This is a genomic window from Streptomyces luteireticuli (assembly GCF_041519305.1).
In the GTDB taxonomy this organism is placed as follows: domain Bacteria; phylum Actinomycetota; class Actinomycetes; order Streptomycetales; family Streptomycetaceae; genus Streptomyces; species Streptomyces luteireticuli.
In genome coordinates, this window is the sequence record NZ_CP167927.1 from 3,116,651 (window position 1) to 3,134,694 (window position 18,044).

At 73.4% G+C, this 18,044-nt stretch carries 13 protein-coding genes and 3 tRNA genes; 5 read left to right on the forward strand and 11 right to left on the reverse strand.

Annotated features, from left to right (window positions below; all coding sequences use genetic code 11):
- Nucleotides 1-3: 3 nt before the first annotated feature.
- A complete protein-coding gene (xerC, locus tag AB8735_RS13655) occupies nucleotides 4-1,605 on the forward strand; it encodes a tyrosine recombinase XerC (protein WP_372407557.1) in 1,602 nt (533 codons plus the stop codon).
- Nucleotides 1,606-1,640: 35 nt separating this feature from the next.
- Here xerC and AB8735_RS13660 read toward each other — a convergent pair.
- The 3 genes from AB8735_RS13660 to AB8735_RS13670 form a co-directional block, all read right to left on the reverse strand.
- Nucleotides 1,641-1,714, reverse strand: a tRNA-Ile gene (locus AB8735_RS13660).
- 193 nt (nucleotides 1,715-1,907) lie between these two features.
- Nucleotides 1,908-1,983: transfer RNA gene (locus AB8735_RS13665), tRNA-Asn, on the reverse strand.
- Between the two features lie 5 nt (nucleotides 1,984-1,988).
- Nucleotides 1,989-2,061: transfer RNA gene (locus AB8735_RS13670), tRNA-Asn, on the reverse strand.
- A gap of 207 nt (nucleotides 2,062-2,268) precedes the next feature.
- Here AB8735_RS13670 and AB8735_RS13675 point away from each other — a divergent pair.
- Complete coding sequence (locus AB8735_RS13675) at nucleotides 2,269-2,556, forward strand: YtxH domain-containing protein (RefSeq protein WP_344018232.1); 288 nt, start codon at nucleotides 2,269-2,271, stop codon at nucleotides 2,554-2,556.
- Nucleotides 2,557-2,582: 26 nt separating this feature from the next.
- Entirely contained in the window at nucleotides 2,583-4,013 is a 1,431-nt protein-coding gene (locus tag AB8735_RS13680; RefSeq protein ID WP_344018235.1) for an FGGY family carbohydrate kinase, read from the forward strand.
- Between the two features lie 6 nt (nucleotides 4,014-4,019).
- Here AB8735_RS13680 and AB8735_RS13685 read toward each other — a convergent pair whose 3' ends face one another.
- The 5 genes from AB8735_RS13685 to AB8735_RS13705 form a co-directional block, all read right to left on the reverse strand.
- The gene (locus tag AB8735_RS13685) at nucleotides 4,020-5,090 is read right to left on the reverse strand and encodes an RNA polymerase sigma factor (protein ID WP_344018386.1); all 1,071 of its coding nucleotides are present in this window, start codon (nucleotides 5,088-5,090) and stop codon (nucleotides 4,020-4,022) included.
- 210 nt (nucleotides 5,091-5,300) lie between these two features.
- Entirely contained in the window at nucleotides 5,301-7,199 is a 1,899-nt protein-coding gene (gene dnaG, locus AB8735_RS13690) for a DNA primase (protein ID WP_372407561.1), read from the reverse strand.
- A 44-nt stretch (nucleotides 7,200-7,243) separates the two neighbouring features.
- Nucleotides 7,244-8,506 carry an NAD(P)/FAD-dependent oxidoreductase gene (locus tag AB8735_RS13695; protein ID WP_372407564.1) on the reverse strand — a complete coding sequence of 421 codons (1,263 nt, stop codon included), beginning with the start codon at nucleotides 8,504-8,506 and terminating at the stop codon, nucleotides 7,244-7,246.
- 187 nt (nucleotides 8,507-8,693) lie between these two features.
- Nucleotides 8,694-10,013 carry a deoxyguanosinetriphosphate triphosphohydrolase gene (locus tag AB8735_RS13700; RefSeq protein ID WP_372407566.1) on the reverse strand — a complete coding sequence of 440 codons (1,320 nt, stop codon included), beginning with the start codon at nucleotides 10,011-10,013 and terminating at the stop codon, nucleotides 8,694-8,696.
- Between the two features lie 83 nt (nucleotides 10,014-10,096).
- Nucleotides 10,097-11,017 (reverse strand): serine protease, encoded by a 921-nt coding sequence (locus AB8735_RS13705; RefSeq protein ID WP_372407568.1) that lies wholly within the window; start codon nucleotides 11,015-11,017, stop codon nucleotides 10,097-10,099.
- A 279-nt stretch (nucleotides 11,018-11,296) separates the two neighbouring features.
- On the opposite strand from AB8735_RS13705, the gene AB8735_RS13710 reads away from it, so the two are divergent.
- A complete protein-coding gene (locus tag AB8735_RS13710) occupies nucleotides 11,297-12,229 on the forward strand; it encodes an oxidoreductase (RefSeq protein WP_372407569.1) in 933 nt (310 codons plus the stop codon).
- Between the two features lie 57 nt (nucleotides 12,230-12,286).
- On the opposite strand, the gene AB8735_RS13715 is transcribed toward AB8735_RS13710, so the two are convergent.
- On the reverse strand, nucleotides 12,287-12,856 hold the full coding sequence (locus AB8735_RS13715) for a hypothetical protein (protein WP_344018248.1): 570 nt from the start codon (nucleotides 12,854-12,856) through the stop codon (nucleotides 12,287-12,289).
- 260 nt (nucleotides 12,857-13,116) lie between these two features.
- Between AB8735_RS13715 and AB8735_RS13720 the strand changes: the two genes are divergently transcribed.
- A complete protein-coding gene (locus AB8735_RS13720) occupies nucleotides 13,117-14,994 on the forward strand; it encodes an APC family permease (RefSeq protein ID WP_372407571.1) in 1,878 nt (625 codons plus the stop codon).
- Nucleotides 14,995-15,018: 24 nt separating this feature from the next.
- On the opposite strand, the gene AB8735_RS13725 is transcribed toward AB8735_RS13720, so the two are convergent.
- The gene (locus AB8735_RS13725) at nucleotides 15,019-16,344 is read right to left on the reverse strand and encodes a hypothetical protein (protein ID WP_372407573.1); all 1,326 of its coding nucleotides are present in this window, start codon (nucleotides 16,342-16,344) and stop codon (nucleotides 15,019-15,021) included.
- A gap of 508 nt (nucleotides 16,345-16,852) precedes the next feature.
- Nucleotides 16,853-17,869 carry a helix-turn-helix domain-containing protein gene (locus AB8735_RS13730; RefSeq protein ID WP_344018388.1) on the reverse strand — a complete coding sequence of 339 codons (1,017 nt, stop codon included), beginning with the start codon at nucleotides 17,867-17,869 and terminating at the stop codon, nucleotides 16,853-16,855.
- Between the last annotated feature and the right edge of the window lie 175 nt (nucleotides 17,870-18,044).

Here is an 18,044-nt window from a genome sequence, read left to right on the forward strand (position 1 = left end):
CAAATGAAAGGGTCCACGTACCGGCGCTGCCACTGCCGGGACAAAGAGACCGGGAAACCCCTCGGCAGTAAATGCTCGAAGCTCAAGAGCAAGCGGCATGGCACGTACTCCCTGCGCCAGGAGCTGCCGCCCCGCGAAGACGGTCAGCGTCGCTCCTTCGCCCGAGGTGGCTACGCCACCAAGCAGGAAGCCGTAGACGATCTCGATCACGTCCGCGCGCTCCTCGCCCTGCCGGAGTCCGACGACCTTGAAGGGCGTAGACGCATAGCCGACCTGCTTGAGCAGGTCGCCGCGGAGAAGGCCCCGCTCCCGGACAAAGAGGAGACCCGCCGACGGTTCGTCACGGGCCAGAAGCTGACCTCGCGTCTGACGGTCGGCGAGTGGCTGGACATGTGGCTCGCCGCAAAGAAGACTCGCAGGACGACGACCAAGGGCTACGAGTCACACATACGCGTCCACCTCAAGCCGCGCATCGGGCACCACCGGCTCGATCGCCTCAACATCAACCACCTGGTGGAGATGTTCGACGGGATCGCCGACGACAACGAGGTCATCGAGGCCGAGAACCAGGCCCGGCGGGAACAGGCCGCCCGCTGTAAGTGGAGCAAGCGCAGCAGGCCGCCGGCCGAGGAGCGGGCGCGGCTTGCCGGAGAACGGGCCAGGCTGGCCGATATGAAGCCGTTTCGCAAGGTCACTGGACCGGCGACGCGGCAGAGCATCCGGCGGACGCTACGGGCCGCTCTGAACGCCGCCATCACCCAACAGCTCATCACCTTCAACCCGGCCACTCACGTTGAGCTGGAGCCGGGCAAAAGGCCGAAGGCGTTGCTGTGGACCGACGAGCGGGTGCGGCGGTGGCGCGAGACGGGCATCAAGCCGAGCGCGGTCATGGTGTGGACACCGGCGCAGCTCGGCGTCTTCCTGGACGCCACCGAGGGCGACCGGCTGTACGCCTTCTTCCATTTGATCGCGTTTCGGGGTCTGCGCCGGGGCGAGGGTGTCGGCCAGGACTGGACGGACGTCGACCTCGACGCCGGACTCCTCACTCCCGCCAAGGCGATCGTGGTCGACAACTGGGAGCTGTACGAGTCGGCGCCCAAGACGGACGGCAGCGCGGGCACGATCGCGCTCGACAGCGGCACTGTGGCGGTTCTGCGAGCACACCGGGCCCGTCAGAGCAAGGAGCGCCTGAAGTGGGGGAAGGGGTGGCAGGACACCGGAAAGGTCTTCACACAGGAGGACGGTTCCTGGCTGCACCCGGAGACCGTCTCCAACGCCTTCCGCCGCATCTGCGCCACGACCGACCTGCCGCCCATCAGTCTGCGGGATCTACGTCACGTGGCAGCGACGCTCACGCATGCCGGCGGCGGTGACCTTCACACGATCAAGGAGACGTTGCGGCACTCCACGATCACGCTGACCTCGGACACGTACACCAGCCTCCTGCCCGAGATCGACCGCGAGGTGGCCGAGAAGGCCGCCAGTCTCGTTCCCCGCGCCCGCCAGGTCGTATCCTCCGGCACCGTCGCTCACGCATCGCTCACGCGACCGGCCCCAGACAGCACGAAGCCCCGGCCGGTCGAGACCAGTCAGGGCACCGTATGAGCAGGTCAGAACGTTTCTGCACAGCTGCCGCGAAGTGGGGCGGGTGGGACTCGAACCCACGACCGACGGATTATGAGTCCGCTGCTCTAACCGGCTGAGCTACCGCCCCGTTCACGGCGCGTCGCGCACATCTGTGCGCGCCGTCTGCCGCAGCATAGCCGCTCATACGATCTGCTGCCCCGGTGGGGGCACATCGTGTGACCAGCCTGACCTTGAGGACTTCGGCCATGGCGGGATCGGTTCCCGCCCGGCGTTAATCCGGGCATGAAAAAAGGACCCCCGATGGGGGGTCCTTCTCCGGATGGCTCCTCCGACTGGACTCGAACCAGTAACCTGCCGGTTAACAGCCGGCTGCTCTGCCAATTGAGCTACAGAGGATCGCGCTCCCCCGACTGGACTCGAACCAGTAACCTGCCGGTTAACAGCCGGCTGCTCTGCCAATTGAGCTACAGGGGATTGTCGCGTTGCCCCGAACGCATCTTCGTCCGGTCTCCCGGGCGGCGTGCGCTCGCTGCGAGACATACATTAGCGCAAGCAGGGGGGTGCTCCGCCAATCGGTATCCCGGGAGTGATCTCGGGCGACGCCGGGCAGGCGGTGGGACGGGCCCGGCAGGGCCCGTGGTCGCGCGGGATTCAGGGGATCCGAGGGAAGGACGGTGCGGGATGCGCTACCGGCTGACGTTCATCGCTGGTGCCGCCGTCGGGTATGTGCTCGGCGCGCGGGCCGGCCGCGAGCGGTACGAGGCACTGCGCAAGGGGGCGCAGCGGATCGCGCAGAACCCGGTGGTGCGCAACACCGCCGAGGCGGCCGCGGTGAACGGCCGGTCGCTGGCGGCCCGCGCGTTCGACAAGGTCGGCAACCGGGTCCCCGCCTCGGTGGCGGACCGGGTGCGCTCGCTGCGCGAACAGCGCGGGGGCGACGAGGACGAGTGGGGCACCAGCAACACCTGACCCGCACCTTTGGCATCATCCTCCGCATGGGGATAGTCGCCGGGCTGGACAGTTCCAGCGAGAGCACGCGGATCGTCGTCTGCGACGCGGACACGGGAGCCGTACTCCGCCAGGGGTATGCGCCGCATCCGCCGTCGGCCGCCGAGGGCGACCCCCAGGGATGGCTGATCTCCCTGGGCGAGGCCGCCGCGGGCGGGCTGCTGGAGGGCGTGCAGGCCATCGGCGTCTCGGCGCAGCAGCACGGGCTGCTGACGCTGGACGCGGGCGGCGTGCTCGTCCGTCCCGCGCTGCTGGGCAACGACAGGAGGGCGCAGGCCTCGGCCGCGGACCTCACGGAGGCGCTGGGCGGCCGGGCCGCCTGGGCGCAGGCCGTGGGCACGGTGCCGCAGGCCTCGCTGGCGGTGGCGAAGCTGCGCTGGCTGGCGCGGAACGAGCCCGAGTCGGCGACCCGCACCGCGATGCTGCTCCAGCCGCACGAGTGGCTGGTGTGGCAGTTGCTGGGCCGCCCGGTGCGGCGCACCACGGACCGCGGCGCCGCGTCCGCCACCGGCTACTGGTCGGCGGCCACCGGCGGCTGGCGGCCCGACCTCGTCGAACTGGCCCTGGGTCACCAGGCCGCGCTGCCGGACGTGCTGGCGCCCGCGGAGCCGGCCGGGCACACCCCCGAGGGGCTGCTCATCTCCGCCGGGACCGGCGAGACGATGGCGGCCGCCTTCGGGCTGGGCGTGGGCCCCGGGGACGCGGTGGTCTCACTGGGCGCCTCCGGTTCGGTCTTCGCCGTGCACCACCAGGCGCTGGCGGACCCCCAGGGCACCATCACCTCGTTCGCCGACGCGACCGGCATGCACCTGCCCGTCGTCCACACACAGAACGCGGTGCGGGTGCTGCGCGGCACGGCCGAGCTGCTGGGCACGGACCTGGCGGGCCTGTCGGAGCTGGCGCTGCGCTCCTCCTGGGGCGCGTACGGGATGGTGCTGCTGCCCTATCTGGAGGGCGAGCGGACCCCGCACCTGCCGCACACCGCCGGGACGCTGACCGGGCTGCGGCGCGAGAGCATGAAGCCGGAGCACCTGGCGCGGGCCGCGTTCGAGGGCATGCTGTGCGGGCTCACCGACGCGCTGGACGTGCTGCGCGGGCGCGGCGTCGTGGTGCGGCGGGTGTTCCTGCTGGGCGCGGCGGCGGAGCTGCCCGCCGTGCAGGCGCTGGCGCCGGCGCTGTTCGGCACCCAGGTCGTCGTCCCGCAGCCGGCGGACTGGGCGGCGCTGGGCGCGGCCCGGCAGGCCGCCTGGTCGCTGGGGGTGCAGCACGGCGTGCTCTCCCCGCAGGAGCCGCCGCACTGGCCGTACGGTGCCGGGCAGGTGTACGAGCCGGGCGAGGAGCTGCCGGCCGGCCAGGCCGTGCGGCAGCAGTACGGGACCGTGCGCGAGCAGACCCACCCCGGGGCGTTCGGGCAGTAGCGGCAACTAGTCCAGATAGCCCCGCAGTTGGTCGGCGAAGGCGTGGTCGCGGAGCTTGTTGAGGGTCTTGGACTCGATCTGGCGGATCCGCTCCCGCGTGACGCCGAATATCCGGCCGATCTCCTCCAGCGTCCGCGGCCGCCCGTCCACCAGCCCGTAGCGCAGCTGCACGACCTTGCGCTCGCGCTCGCCGAGGGTGGAGAGGACCGCCTCCAGGTGTTCGCGCAGCAGCAGGAAGGCGGCGGACTCGACGGGCGAGGCGGCGTCGCCGTCCTCGATGAGGTCGCCGAGCGCGACGTCGTCCTCCTCGCCGACGGGCGCGTGCAGGGAGACCGGCTCCTGGGCGAGCCGCAGCACCTCGCTGACCCGCTCCTCGGAGAGGTCGAGGTAGGCGGCGACCTCCTCGGCGGTGGGCTCGCTGCCGCGCTCCTGGAGCATGCGGCGCTGGACGCGGACGACGCGGTTGATCAGCTCGACGACGTGCACCGGCACCCGGATGGTGCGGGCCTGGTCGGCCAGCGCGCGGGACATGGCCTGGCGGATCCACCAGGTCGCGTAGGTGGAGAACTTGTAGCCGCGGGCGTAGTCGAACTTCTCGACCGCCCTGATCAGGCCCAGGTTGCCCTCCTGGACGAGGTCGAGCATGGTCAGCCCGCGGCCGATGTAGCGCTTGGCGACGGAGACCACGAGGCGCAGATTGGCCTCGATGAGGCGGCGCTTGGCCATCCGGCCGAGCACCACCAGTTGGTCGAGGTCGAGGGCGAGGGCGGTGTCGAGCCCGGGGTGGGTGGAGAGCTTCTCCTCGGCGAACAGCCCGGCCTCCACCCGCCGGGCCAGCTCGACCTCCTCGGCCGCCGAGAGCAGCGGGATGCGGCCGATCTCGCGGAGGTACTGCCGGAAGAGGTCCGAGGACGGGCCGCCGGTGTCGGGGCGCCGCTCGCGCTCCGGGGGCGGCGGGACGTCGAGGACCTCGGACGGGGGCGGTCCGGGCTGCCTCGGCACGGCCGGTGCCGGGCGGGCAGGGGCCGGGGCGATGGTGGGGGTCCGGGTCTGCACGGGGGCGACCTCCAGGGTGATCGCTGCGTGGGCAGAGGACTCGGCGCGGCGGCTGCCGAGCGGTTCACGGGGGTTCCCGGTCCGTGCTCCGTGCCATTTCTCCGGAGGACTCAGGCACCGCCCACCAGTGTGGGGCACGACGAGGTCCCGCCACGAGGGGCGTGCGGCCACTTTCTGTGGTCGGCCCGTGGGCCCCGGGTGACGGACGGACGGCGGTGGGGCGGGCTGACGTCAGAGAGCCGCGGCGCCGCGGTCCTGGAGCGACTTCCCGTACTGCTGGAGCACCCACAACTCGTTCTGCACGGCGGCCAGATGGTCCGGCGAGGAGGTGGCGCCGAGGCGGACCAGGCTGCCCTGGACCTCCTTGACCCGCCGCTCGACGGCCCGCAGCCGGACCTGGACCAGCTGCGTCCCGGCGTAGACCTCGTCGACCGTACGGGCGTGGACGGGCTCGACGGCCAGCTCGGTGACCATCGAGCGGACCGTGTCGTCGGGGGCGGCGTCGCGCACCCGGGCCAGATACTCCCCGTCGGCGTTCGCGACGCCGCCGGCCTGCTCGATGGCGCGGCGGACGACGGCGTAGGGGGCGGCGGTGAACTCGTCCTCCCCGTAGGCGTCGAAGGCCGGGGCGACCAGCTCGGGGTGCTGGAGGGCGAGCTTGAGCAGCTCGCGCTCGGTGCGGTGGGCGGGGCTGCGCAGATTGAGCGCGGGCCCGCGGGGGGCGGGCGGGCGGGGGGCCTCCGCCACGGCGGTCCGCGGCGCCGCGGACCGCTGCCGGCCGTCGCCGCGGTCGGCCCGCTCGCGGGCCCAGCGGGCGAGCTGGCCGACCCGCATGACGACGAACTGGGTGTCGAGGATGCCCAGCAGGCCGGCGAGGCGCACCGCGTACTGGTGGCGGATGGAGCTGTCCTTGATGCCGGCGACGATGGGGGCGGCCTCCTCCAGGGCGGCCGCCTGGCCCTCGGGGGTGTCCACCTCGTGGCGGGCGACGACGGAGCGGATCGCGAACTCGAAGAGCGGGGTGCTCTCCTCGATCAGCGCGCGCACCGCGTCGTCGCCGCGGTCCAGGCGCAGCTCGCAGGGGTCCATGCCGCCGGGGCTGACGGCGATGTTGGTGTGGGCGGCGAACTTCTGGTCGTCCTCGAAGGCGCGCAGGGCGGCGCGCTGGCCGGCCGCGTCGCCGTCGAAGGTGAAGATCACCTTGGCCCGGGAGTTGTCCATCAGCAGCCGGCGGAGGATCTTGATGTGCTCGCCGGCGAAGGCGGTGCCGCAGGTGGCGATGGCGGTGGTGACGCCGGCCAGGTGGCAGGCCATCACATCGGTGTAGCCCTCGACGACGACGGCCCGGTTGCCCTTGGCGATGTCCTTCTTCGCCAGGTCGATGCCGTACAGCACATGCGACTTGCGGTAGAGGGGGGTCTCGGGGGTGTTGAGGTACTTCGGGCCGTTGTCGTCGTCGCGCAGCTTGCGGGCGCCGAAGCCGACGACGTCGCCGGTGATGTCGCGGATGGGCCACATCAGGCGGCCGCGGAAGCGGTCGATGGGGCCGCGGCGGCCGTCCTGGGAGAGGCCGGAGAGGATCAGCTCCTTGTCGCTGAAGCCGCGGCCGCGCAGGAAGCGGGTGAGGTGGTCCCAGCCCGCCGGGCTGTAGCCGACGCCGAAGTGCGCGGCGGCGGACTGGTCGAAGCCGCGGCCGGCGAGGAACGCCCGCGCGATCTCGGCCTCGGCGCCGCCGAGCTGCTCGGCGTAGAACTGAGCGGCGATCTTGTGCGCCTCGACCAGGCGGGTGCGCTCGCCCTGCTGGCGGCCCGGGGTGTAGCCGCCCTCCTCGTAGCGCAGGGTGATGCCGGCCTGGGCGGCGAGCCGCTCGATGGTCTCGGCGAAGGAGAGGTGGTCGACCTTCATGACGAAGTCGACGGTGTCCCCGCCCTCCTGGCAGCCGAAGCAGTGGTACAGCCCCTTGGCGGGGCTGACGTGGAAGGACGGGGACTTCTCGTCGTGGAAGGGGCACAGGCCCTTGAGGTTGCCGCCGCCGGCGTTGCGCAGCTGGAGGTACTCGGACACGACGGCGTCGATCGGGACGGCGTCCCGGACCGCCTTCACATCGTCATCGTTGATCCTGCCTGCCACGCGTGAAGTCTACTGGCGGCCGCCGGCACGCCCGTCCCGCGGGCTCACGGGAGCAGCGACTCCAGCGGGACCCCGGGGTCGGCCAGCGCCTCGGCGCCGGGTGTCGCACCGGAGCGGATGAGCTGCTGGACGGTCTTGGTGACATCCCACACGTTCACGTTCATCCCCGCCAGGACGCGGCCCTCGCGCAGCCAGAAGGCGATGAACTCCCGCTTGCCGACGTCGCCCCGGCACACCACCTGGTCGTAGGTGCCGGGCGGGGCGTAGCCCGAGTACTCCATGCCCAGGTCGTACTGGTCGGAGAAGAAGTACGGGACGCGGTCGTAGGCGACCTCCTGGCCCAGCATGGCGCGGGCGGCGGCCGGGCCCTCGTGGAGGGCGTTGGCCCAGTGCTCGACCCGCAGGCGGAGACCCATCCAGGGGTGCTCGGCGGCCGCGACGTCGCCGGCCGCGTAGATGTCGGGGTCGGAGGTGCGCAGCGAGGCGTCGACGGCGACGCCCCCGCCGTCCTCGCGGTCGACCAGGGCGAGGCCGGCGGCCTCGGCGAGCGCGGTGCGCGGGGCGGCGCCGATGGCGGCGAGGACGGCGTGGGCGGGGTGCTCCTCGCCGTCGTCGGTGCGCACGGCCAGCACCATGCCGTCCTGGCCGGTGATCTCGGTGAGCCGGGCGCCGAAGTGGAAGCGGACGCCGTGCTCGCCGTGCAGATCGGTGAAGAGCTGGCCGAGCTCGGGGCCGAGGACGGGGTGCAGCGGGGTGGGCTCGGGCTCGACGACGGTCACCTCGGCGCCGTAGCCGCGGGCGGCGGCGGCCACTTCGAGGCCGATCCAGCCGGCGCCGGCGATGACGAGGTGGCCGTTGTCGCGGCCGAGGGAGGCGAGGACGCCGCGCAGCCGCTCGGCGTGCGCGAGGCGGCGCAGGTGGTGGACGCCGGCCAGGCCGGTGCCGGGGATGTCCAGCCGGCGCGGCTCGGAGCCGGTGGCCAGCAGCAGCCGGTCGTAGCGGACGACGGTGCCGTCGCCCAGGCGCACGGTGCGGGCGGCGCGGTCGAGGTGGACGGCGGGCTGGCCGAGGTGCAGCTCGATGTCGGACCGGGCGTACCAGGCGGGCTCGTGCACGAAGACGCTGTCGCGCTCGTCCTTGCCGATCAGGTACCCCTTGGAGAGCGGTGGACGCTCGTAGGGGTGGTCGCGCTCGTCGCAGATGAGGATCACCCGGCCGGTGAACCCCTCCGCCCGGAGCGTCTCGGCGGCCTTCGCCCCGGCGAGCCCGCCTCCGACGATGACGAACGTCTGGTTCGCATCCACCACTTGCTGCCTCCTCGCTGCCGCGCGGTGGGCCCCTGCGGGCGCCGCGCCTACGTTGTGCGTCCCCGGTGTCGTGCGCGTCCCCGGCCGGTCGCCGGAGAACGGCCAGTGCGAGCGTGCCGTACCCGGCGGGCCGCCGGAAGAGGGACTGCCCTCAACTGCCCGCACGGATGCCCCCGCAAGGTGCTCCTCAGTCCGCGCGCCCCGGCTCGGACGCGGTGAGCCGGGCGTGCAGGGAGCGCGCGGAGGCGTCGGTGAGGGCGGCGATCTGGTCGATCACCGCCCGCAGCCGGCCCGCGTCGTCGGCCGCCGCGGTGAACAGGGCGCGGAACTGGGGGTCCAGGCCGTCGGGCGCGCGGGCCACGAGGCGGTCCGCGAGCTCGGCGATGACCACGCGCTGCTCGGCGCGGAGTTTCTCCTGGTCCTCGCGCTGGATGACGTACCGGTCGGCGACGGCCTTGAGCACGGCGCACTCCAGCCGGGTCTCCCGGGGGACGACGAGCTCGGCGCCGTACCGGGTCAGCCGGCCCGGGCCGTACGCGGCGCGGGTCGCGGTCTCCGCCGCCAGGCAGAAACGGCCGATGAGCTGGCTGGTGGCGTCCTTGAGCCGGGCCTGGGCGACGGCCGACCCGTCGAAGCCGTGCGGCCACCACTCCTGGCCGAGCAGCCGGTCGAGCGCCCCCGCCAGCTCCGCCTCGTCCGCCCCCGGGGCGTGCCGGCCGGCGGCGACGGCGAAGATCTCGCGGCGCTCGGGGGCGGAGTGCAGCACCCCGGGGTCGAGGTGGCCGGCGTGCAGGCCGTCCTCGACGTCGTGCACCGAATAGGCCACGTCGTCGGACCAGTCCATGACCTGGGCCTCGAAGCTCCTGCGCTGCCCGGGGGCGCCCTGCCGGTACCAGGCGAAGACGGGCAGGTCGTCCGGGTAGACGCCGAACTTGCGGGAGTCCGGGTCGGCGGGGCGGCCGCCGCGCGGCCAGGGGTACTTGGTGGCGGCGTCGAGCGCGGCGCGGGTGAGGTTGAGGCCGACGCTGGCCGGCTCCCCCGTCTCCGGGTCGTCCGGGTCCGGGACGAAGCGCTTGGGCTCCAGACGGGTGAGCAGCCGCAGGGACTGGGCGTTGCCCTCGAAGCCGCCGCAGGGGCCCGCCACTTCGTCGAGCGCCTGCTCGCCGTTGTGCCCGAAGGGCGGGTGGCCGAGGTCGTGCGCGAGGCAGGCCGTCTCCACCAGGTCCGGGTCGCAGCCGAGGGCGGCGCCGAGCTCGCGGCCGACCTGGGCGCACTCGAGCGAGTGCGTCAGCCGGGTGCGGGGGGTGGCGTCCCAGGCGCCGCCGCTCCCGCTGCCGCCGGGGGCGACGACCTGCGTCTTGCCCGCGAGACGGCGGAGCGCGGCGGAGTGCAGGACGCGGGCCCGGTCGCGCTGGAAGGCGGTGCGGCCCGGGCGCTTGTCGGGCTCGGGCGCCCAGCGTGCCAGGTCCGGCTCGGCATAACCGGCGGTGACGGGCTTCTCGTTCATGCCTCCGACGGTAGCCGCAGGGTCGGACAGTGGCATGGGCCGTCCGGCCTGTGGATGGGTTTTGCCCGGCGGCGGGGTGCTGGTCAGCGCTTGGGCTCGCGGTTGTTTATGGCGTCCAGGTAGAGCTTGAAGATCTCGTCGTCGTTCAGGGGGCTGTACGACAGCTGCGCCGATCTGTCCCCGTCCGGGCCGCCGCCGTTGAGCCCGCCCAGGACGCCGACCAGGTCGCCGGTCCGGGTCTTCTCGTTGAAGTGGGTCAGCCACGGGCTGCCGGAGGTGCCCGAGAAGAAGCCGTCGCAGCGCATCTTCAGCTGGTTGTGGTTCTCCAGACGGCTCGTCATCGCCGTGCAGCGGATCGCCTCGTCGGCCGGGTCGTCGTCGGCGCTCGGGTAGCCGATGACGGTCACGCGGTTGACGTATCCGGGGGTGCGGACCAGCCGGTTCGCGCCCGTGACCTGTTCGATCCGGCGCCCCTTGGCGTCGGGTCTGACGGTGGCGAAGGCGAAGTCGAGGTCCGAGCCCTCGCCGGTGTCGGTGCGTCTGGGGTCGGTGAAGACGCGGTCCACCGTCCAGACCCCGTACGGCTGTTCCTTCGCGCCCTGCTGGTAGTCCGGCACGAACGCCGCGTCGTCGCCGATCGAGCAGTGCCCGGCGGTGACGAGGAGGTTGCCCTTGGGGCTGTGCACCACGCTCGCCGTGCAGTGGTGGCTCTTCATGTCGTCGCCGGTGTAGAAGAGGACGCCCACCGAGGGCACTCCGCCGAAGTGCTTCGCGCTGCCGGTGATGCGCTGGGCCGCGCTGCGGGAGTCGGCGTCCGCGTCGTCCTCGGAGGCCTCGTCCGCGGTGCGCGTGGGTCCCCAGAAGCGCTGGGCCTGTTCGCTGGACCAGCTGCGGTCCTTCCCGTGACCGCCGGCCCGGGGGACGGCAGCCGCCAGGACGACGACATACAGCCCGGCCAGCGCGGCCCGGCCCCATCGGGCCCGGCTCCACCGGGAGAAACGCACAGGCACCCCCACCACTCAGGAAGGTCGTTGACAGGCTAACCGCAACGCCGGGACCCGGCGCCCGGCCGGACCGTTTTCCGTACCGTCCCGAAGACAGACGATCCGGCGTATGACCAGCGTACGAATGATCGTCAACCGTTCTCCACATTTGCCTCCCGCGGACGGCGCAGGTCAGCCCCGATCACACGGATGGCGCCCGCCCGTAGCCCTGTTCGACAGGTCCCCTAGGCTGAGGGCGCTGGGCGTGATCACACGTGACCGCAGAGGACGGAGCACACAGTGAACGGCTGGACCCCCGACGAGATCCCCGCGCAGCACGGCCGCACCGCGGTGGTCACCGGAGCCAACAGCGGACTGGGCTTCGTCACGGCCCGGGAACTCGCCCGGCGCGGCGCCCGCGTGGTGCTGGCCTGCCGGGACGAGACGCGCGGCCGGGCGGCCGAGGACCTGCTCAGACATGAGGTGCCGGAGGCCGACGTCCGCCTCGCCCCGCTGGATCTGGCCGACCTGAAGTCCATACGGGCCTTCGCGGACGCGCTGCCGGAGGAGCGGCTGGACCTCCTCGTGAACAACGCCGGGGTGATGGCGCTGCCGCGGCGGCGCACGGTCGACGGCTTCGAGATGCAGTTCGGCACCAACCACCTGGGGCACTTCGCCCTGACCGGGCTGCTGCTGCCGCGGCTGCGGGCGGCCGGGGACGGGGCGCGGGTGGTCACCGTCTCCAGCGGGCTGCACCTGCTGGGCACGGTCGATCCGCGCGACGTGCAGATGGACGGCGGCTACCGGCGCTGGATCGCCTACGGCCGCTCGAAGAGCGCCAACCTGCTCTTCGTCCACGAGCTGGCGCGGCGGCTGGCGGCGGCCGGCTCCCCGCTGGTCGCGGCCGCCGCGCACCCGGGGTACGCGGCGACGAACCTGCAGACGGCGGGCGTGCGCATGGAGGACCGCCGCTGGGCGGAGCAGCTGGTCCGGGGCGCGAACCGGGTGGTCGCGCAGAGCGCGGAGGCCGGGGCGCTGCCGATCCTGCGGGCGGCGACGGCGCCGGACGTCCGGCAGGACGACTTCTTCGGGCCGCGGGTGCTGATGTGGCGCGGGGCGCCGGTGCGGTCGCCCCGTGCGCCGTGGACGCGGGACGACCGGGCGAGCGCGGGGCTGTGGGCGATGTCGGAGCGGCTGACGGGGGTTTCGTACGGGTGGCCGCCGCGGGTGTGAGGGCGCGCCCGGACGGGGCGGCGCTCATTCCGGACTCATGCCGGGCTCATTCCGGGCTCATTCCAGGCCCGACGCCCGGAACACCGCCCGTGCCCCCTCCCCGTCCACCTGCTCCCCCACCGCCTCCAGCACCGCCGCCCCCTCCCGCAACAGCCCCCGCTCGCGCGCCCGCCGTGCCCCGGCGTCGAGTTGGTGCCACAGCAGGGGATTAGCACGCAGCACCCGCGGATCCAGCTCGACCCGGTTGCCGCCGACGTCGCGCAGGACGAGCCGGGGCGCGACCCCGTCCGCCCGCAGCACGCGCGTCAGCAGGTCCGTACGGACGCGCCGCTCGCGGAGCAGGCCGCGGGTGGCGAGCCAGCCGTCCCCCGCGGTGATCCGGGCGGGGCGCAGCACCACGACGAGCGCGGCGGCGATGGCCGTCCAGCAGCCGGCGCGCGGCCAGTCGAGGCTGCCGCGCGCCAGGTCGGCGACGGCCAGCACTCCGCCGAGCGCGGCGCCCCAGCACCACGCGGCCCGGGCCTCGCGGCGCCAGCCGCCGTCCCGGGCGAGCACCCCGGGGTGCGGCCGGCGCGCGGCCGTCCCGCGGGTGCGTGCACGTGCCCGCTCCGTCAATCGCCGTCCCATGTCCGTGACGCTAGAACCGCCCGTTCAACGCCTCGCCGGGCCTTGACGGCACGCTGACACCGAACGGGGCGAACCTGACGCGCTGCTGACGCTCTCTTGACGCCGATCGACCAGCGCTAAGAAAGCGCGAAGAAAGCATCAGAAAGCGCCAAGAGAACGCCAACGGGGGTCACGGCCCGGTCGGCACGGAAGCACGCTGAGCGTCCCACGCCACGAAGGCGCGGATCACGGAGTACGGCGTCACGGAGGTACGACCGAACATGTCCATGCTGGCCCATGCGGACGAACGCCCCGGCGGGACGGGCGAGGAACCGCCCGATACCACGGCCGGGAAGCCCGCCGGAGAGGACCGGCACCGGCTCACCGCCGTCCAGGGCCTGGCCGCCCTGTCGCTCGACGCGATGGCCTCCGTGGCCTACGGCCCCGAGGCGATCGTCCTGGTGCTGGCCGCGGCCGGCGCGCACGGCCTGGGCTTCACCCTCCCGGTGACCCTCGCCATCGCCGCCCTGCTCGCGGTGCTCGTCCTCTCCTACCGGCAGGTCATCTCGGCCTTCCCCGACGGCGGCGGCTCCTACGCCGTCGCCAAGCGCCACCTCGGGCGGCGCGCCAGCCTGGTCACCGCGGCGTCCCTGGTCCTGGACTACGTGCTGAACGTCGCCGTCTCGGTCACCGCCGGCGTCGCCGCCCTGACCTCCGCCTTCCCCTCCCTCTACGCCGACCGGCTGTGGATCTGCCTGGCCGTGCTCGTCCTGGTGACCGGGATCAACCTGCGCGGCATCGCCGAATCCGCCAAGGCGTTCATGATTCCGACGGCCGTCTTCGTCGGCTCGATCCTGGCCGTGATCGCCGCCGGCCTCTTCCGTGACGCACCCGCCAGCACCGAGGCCGCCGCCGGGCACGCCTCCGCGATGAGCGACAACGCGACCGCCGTCGGCGCCCTGCTGCTGCTCAAGGCGTTCGCCGCCGGCTGCTCCGCCCTCACCGGCGTCGAGGCCGTGGCCAACGCCGTCCCCGCCTTCCGCGCCCCGCGCGCCCGCCGCGCCCAGCGCACCGAGGTCGCGCTCGGCGCCCTGCTCGGCGTGATGCTGATCGGCCTGTCCGTCCTGATCGGCCGCTTCCACCTCCAGCCGGTCGAGGGCGTCACCGTCCTCGCCCAGCTCGCGGACGCCTCACTCGGCCACAACTGGGCGTTCTACGTCGTGCAGTTCGCCACCGTGATCCTGCTCGCGCTCGCCGCGAACACCTCCTTCGGCGGTCTGCCCGTCCTGATGGGCCTGCTCGCCCGCGACAACTACCTGCCGCACGTCTTCGGCCTCAAGGCCGACCGCCAGGTCCACCGGCACGGTGTGCTCGCCCTCGCCGCCGTCTCCGCGCTGCTGCTCGTCTTCTCCGGCGGCGACGTCAACACCCTGGTGCCGCTCTTCGCCATCGGCGTCTTCGTCGGCTTCACCATCTGCCAGGTCGGCATGGTCCGCCACTGGCGGCACGAGCGGTCCGCCGGCTGGACCGGCAAGGCCCTGCTCAACGGCTTCGGCGCGCTGCTCACCGGGGTCTCGGCCGTCGTCGTCACGGCCACCAAGTTCGAGGAGGGCGCCTGGCTGATCGTGGTGGCGCTGCCCCTGATGGTGCTGGTCTTCGAGGCCGTCCACCGCACCTACGGGCGGATCGGCGACCGGCTGGGGCTGGGCCGGGTGCCCGAGACGCCGCGCCGCTGCCACTCCGTGGTCGTCGTCCCCGTCTCCTCCCTCTCCCGCCTCACCAGCAAGGCCCTCACCGCGGCCGTCTCGCTCGGCGACGAGGTCGTCGCGGTGACGGTCGCCCAGCCGGACGCCGAGGGGCGCCGCGCGGCGGAGTCGCTGCGCCGCGACTGGGAGCTGTGGAAGCCGGGCGTCGACCTGGTCGAACTCCCCGCGCCCTCCCGGGCGCTGGGCCGCCCCATCGTGGAGTACGTCCGCGAGTTGGCCGGCCAGCACCCCGACAACCGCGTCACCGTCCTCATCCCCGAGGTGGAGCCCGCCCACGTCTGGCAGCGGCTGCTGCAGAACCAGCGCGGGGCCGTGGTCGCGCACGCGGTGCGGCGGGACACGGACGCGGTGATCTGCCGGCTGCGCTTCCGCATCGAGTCCGAGCCTGCTTGACCGGGTCAAGGCGTATTGACCGGGTCAAGGCGTACGGCGGCGCAACCGTCCCCGCACCCCCTTGATCACCTCCACCCTGCCGGTCCGGACGCTCAGCACGCCCCGGTCCGGCAGGGGCTTGGTGTACCAGGGCAGCCCCAGCCGCTGCCAGCGCGCGACCGCCAACTCCGGCTGCTCCGGCACCGGGACGGCCCATTCGCGGCCCCCGGCGGCCAGCCGCAGGACGAGGCGCCACTCCCCCGCGGCGGTGCAGGGGAACGGCGTACGGAACGACCCGTCGGGGCCCGTCCCGACGGGGACGTCCACGACCTGCCCGTCCGCCGCGGTGGCCCGCAGGACCAGGGAACCGGCGGGGTGGTCGGCGAGGGCGCACCGGCCGGTGACGGCCAGCGTCGCCGGGCCCGCCTGCGGATCCCAGGCGACGCCGTCCACCCGCAGCCGGTCCTGCACGGGGTGGCGGAGCTCGCCGACATCCAGGGCGAGGCCGCCGGGGCCGGTCAGCGTGGCGACGGTGCCGTCGGCGGCGACGACGGAGACGACGGCGTCCGGACCGCCGTCGAGCCGGGCCTCCCTCCCGATCCCCTGTGCCGTGACGGCGATGTGCACGTCCCACACGCCCTCGGGGACGCCGGCGAGGGGCACCCGCCCGGCGAACCCGCCACGCCCCATGTCCTCCGCCGGGAACCGGAGTTCGGTCCCGGTGACGTGCCCGCGCAGCACCAGCTCCGCGCTGCCGCCGGGTATGCGGTGCACCCCGGCCTCGACGGCCAGCGAGAGCCCGGCCCCGTCGAGCTCCACCGCCGTGAGCCGGTGACGCACGCCGAGTTCGGCGGTGACGTCGTAACAGGCGTCCGGAATACGGAGAGTGGAGTCCCGGAAGTAGGGGTACTGCGCGTAGGCGCGACCGTCCTCGACGAGGACCTCGGGCTCGGTCTGCCCGTCGAGCTCGCGGCGTACGAGGGTCAGCAGTTCGTCGAGGTGCCGGTGCACGACGAGATGGCGGCGGAGCCGGTCGAGGGCGGCACCGCCGTCGGTGTCGTACGCGCCGGCGATCGCACCGAGCTCGTCCAGCGCGGCGGCCTGGGCGGCGCGGCGCGGTTCGCGCCACAACGCGGTGGTGGCGGCGCGGAGTTCGACGGCGACGAGGTGGCGCACCAGGGTGTCGCGGGTGTCGCCCGGGTCGGTCCCGGCGATGACCAGCTCGGTCAGCCTTCGCAGGCGGGGCGGGCCGGGGGTGGTGGGGATTGTCTCGATCTGGTCGGGGGTGAGGGGGAGTTGTGGTACGGGGTTGTGGGGGGTGGGGTGGGCGTCGTGGACGGTGAGGTCGTGGTTCACGTCCGGGCCGGGCATGGGTTCAGGTTAGTACGGACGTTCCCCGACCCGCCCTTTCACCGTTTCCGCAGGGGCTGCCGCCCCTGCGGGACCCCGCCGGCGCGCGTGCCGCGCGTGGGGCCGAGCCCGCGCTGCGCGCGGGTGGGCGGGGCTTCGCCCCTGCGCCCCACCGGGGGCTTCGCCCCCTGGCCCCCGAAGCGCCCTGCGGGCGCTGTCCTCAAACGCCGGACGGGCTGAAGTGCGCGCCCAGGCCGAAGCGCGCGCCCGGGCTTTGGATTTCGGCCCGGGCGCGAAACCCAGCCCGTCTGGGGGTTGCCCCCTCCGGGGAGCTTGAGGACGAGCGGCGAAGCCGCGACAACGGGGTCCGGGGCAGAGCCCCGAAAGGGGGCCAGGGGCGAAGCCCCGGAAGCAGGGGCGCAGGGGCGCAGCCCCGCCCCACCGCGCGGCAGCGCGGTGCCGGGCCGAGGGGGCGGAGCCCCCGGAAGAAACGGTGAAAGGGCGGGCCAGGGGCAAACCCCCCACCCCACTACATCGGCGCCGCCGTCGACCTCCGCCTCCGCCCCCCCGACACCGGCACCTCGTGCCCACCCCGCAACAACGCCGCCCCCAACGGCGTCAACGTATGAAGCACCGCACTCCCATGCCGCAGCGTCAACACCAGCCCCGCCTCCCGCAACACCCCCGCATGCTGGCTGGCGGACGCCGCCGACACCCCCACCCGCCGGGCGAGTTCACTCGTCGTGCAGCCGCCGCCGATCGAGCCGAGCACCGCGGACCGCGTGTGGCCGACGAGCTTGCCCAGGGAGCGCGGGGCGGTCGCGACCGGCGGCGTGGACTCGGAGGCGTGCCGGGCCGGGTAGACCAGCACCGGGGACAGGTCGGGGTTCTGCAGGGCCACGGGGTTGCCGCGGCAGAAGAAGGAGGGGACGAGCAGCAGGCCGCGGCCGTTCAGGTACAGGTCCCGGTCGACGGGGTAGTCCGCCTCCAGGACCGGCGCCCGCCACCGCATCGTCGGCGGCAGGGAGGACAGCAGCGCGTCCGCGCCCCCGTCGAGCAGGGCCCGCCCCCGCACCGCCCGGTCCGCCTCGATCTGCGCCTGGATGTGCGCCCAGTAGGGCGCGATGGCCGCCTCGTGGTACGCGTGCAGGGCGCTGATCAGCTTGCCGAACGCCCGCGCGTCCCCCTCGGCCAGCGATCGTATCCAAGCGGGCAGCGTCCGCACCGTGGAGAGCCGGCCGAGCTCCTCGTGGACCCGCTCGGCGGGAGTGGCACGCAGCGCCTGCACGCCCGACTCGAGTCCGAGGGCGCCTTCAGGAGGTGTCAGGAAGTCGGGGAAATACCCCCGGGGAGGAACCAGGGGCGCCAGGAGCCGAGTTTCACTATTCAACCGAGCGCGGGTTTCGGTGCGCCAATCGCCGTAGATCGACTCGCCTTGTTTGTCCCGCAGCCGGTGCAGACTCAATACGGTTTCCCAGAGCACGTCCGGGTCTCCGGCCAGGCGCAACCGGGCCAGATCGAGTCCCGTGAAATGGACACGCAGCACCAAACCCCCACATGAGACATCCGCCGTCACCCCCCGCCCACTGAGTATGCACACCGATACGTGCTGTTACCACGGCCTTTTGGCCACAGTTGAAACGACTCGCGGCGAACACCCCTGAAGCGAAATCCTATTCACGCACTCGGGGCCGCCCCGGCTCGTTCCCGTGGGGGGTGGC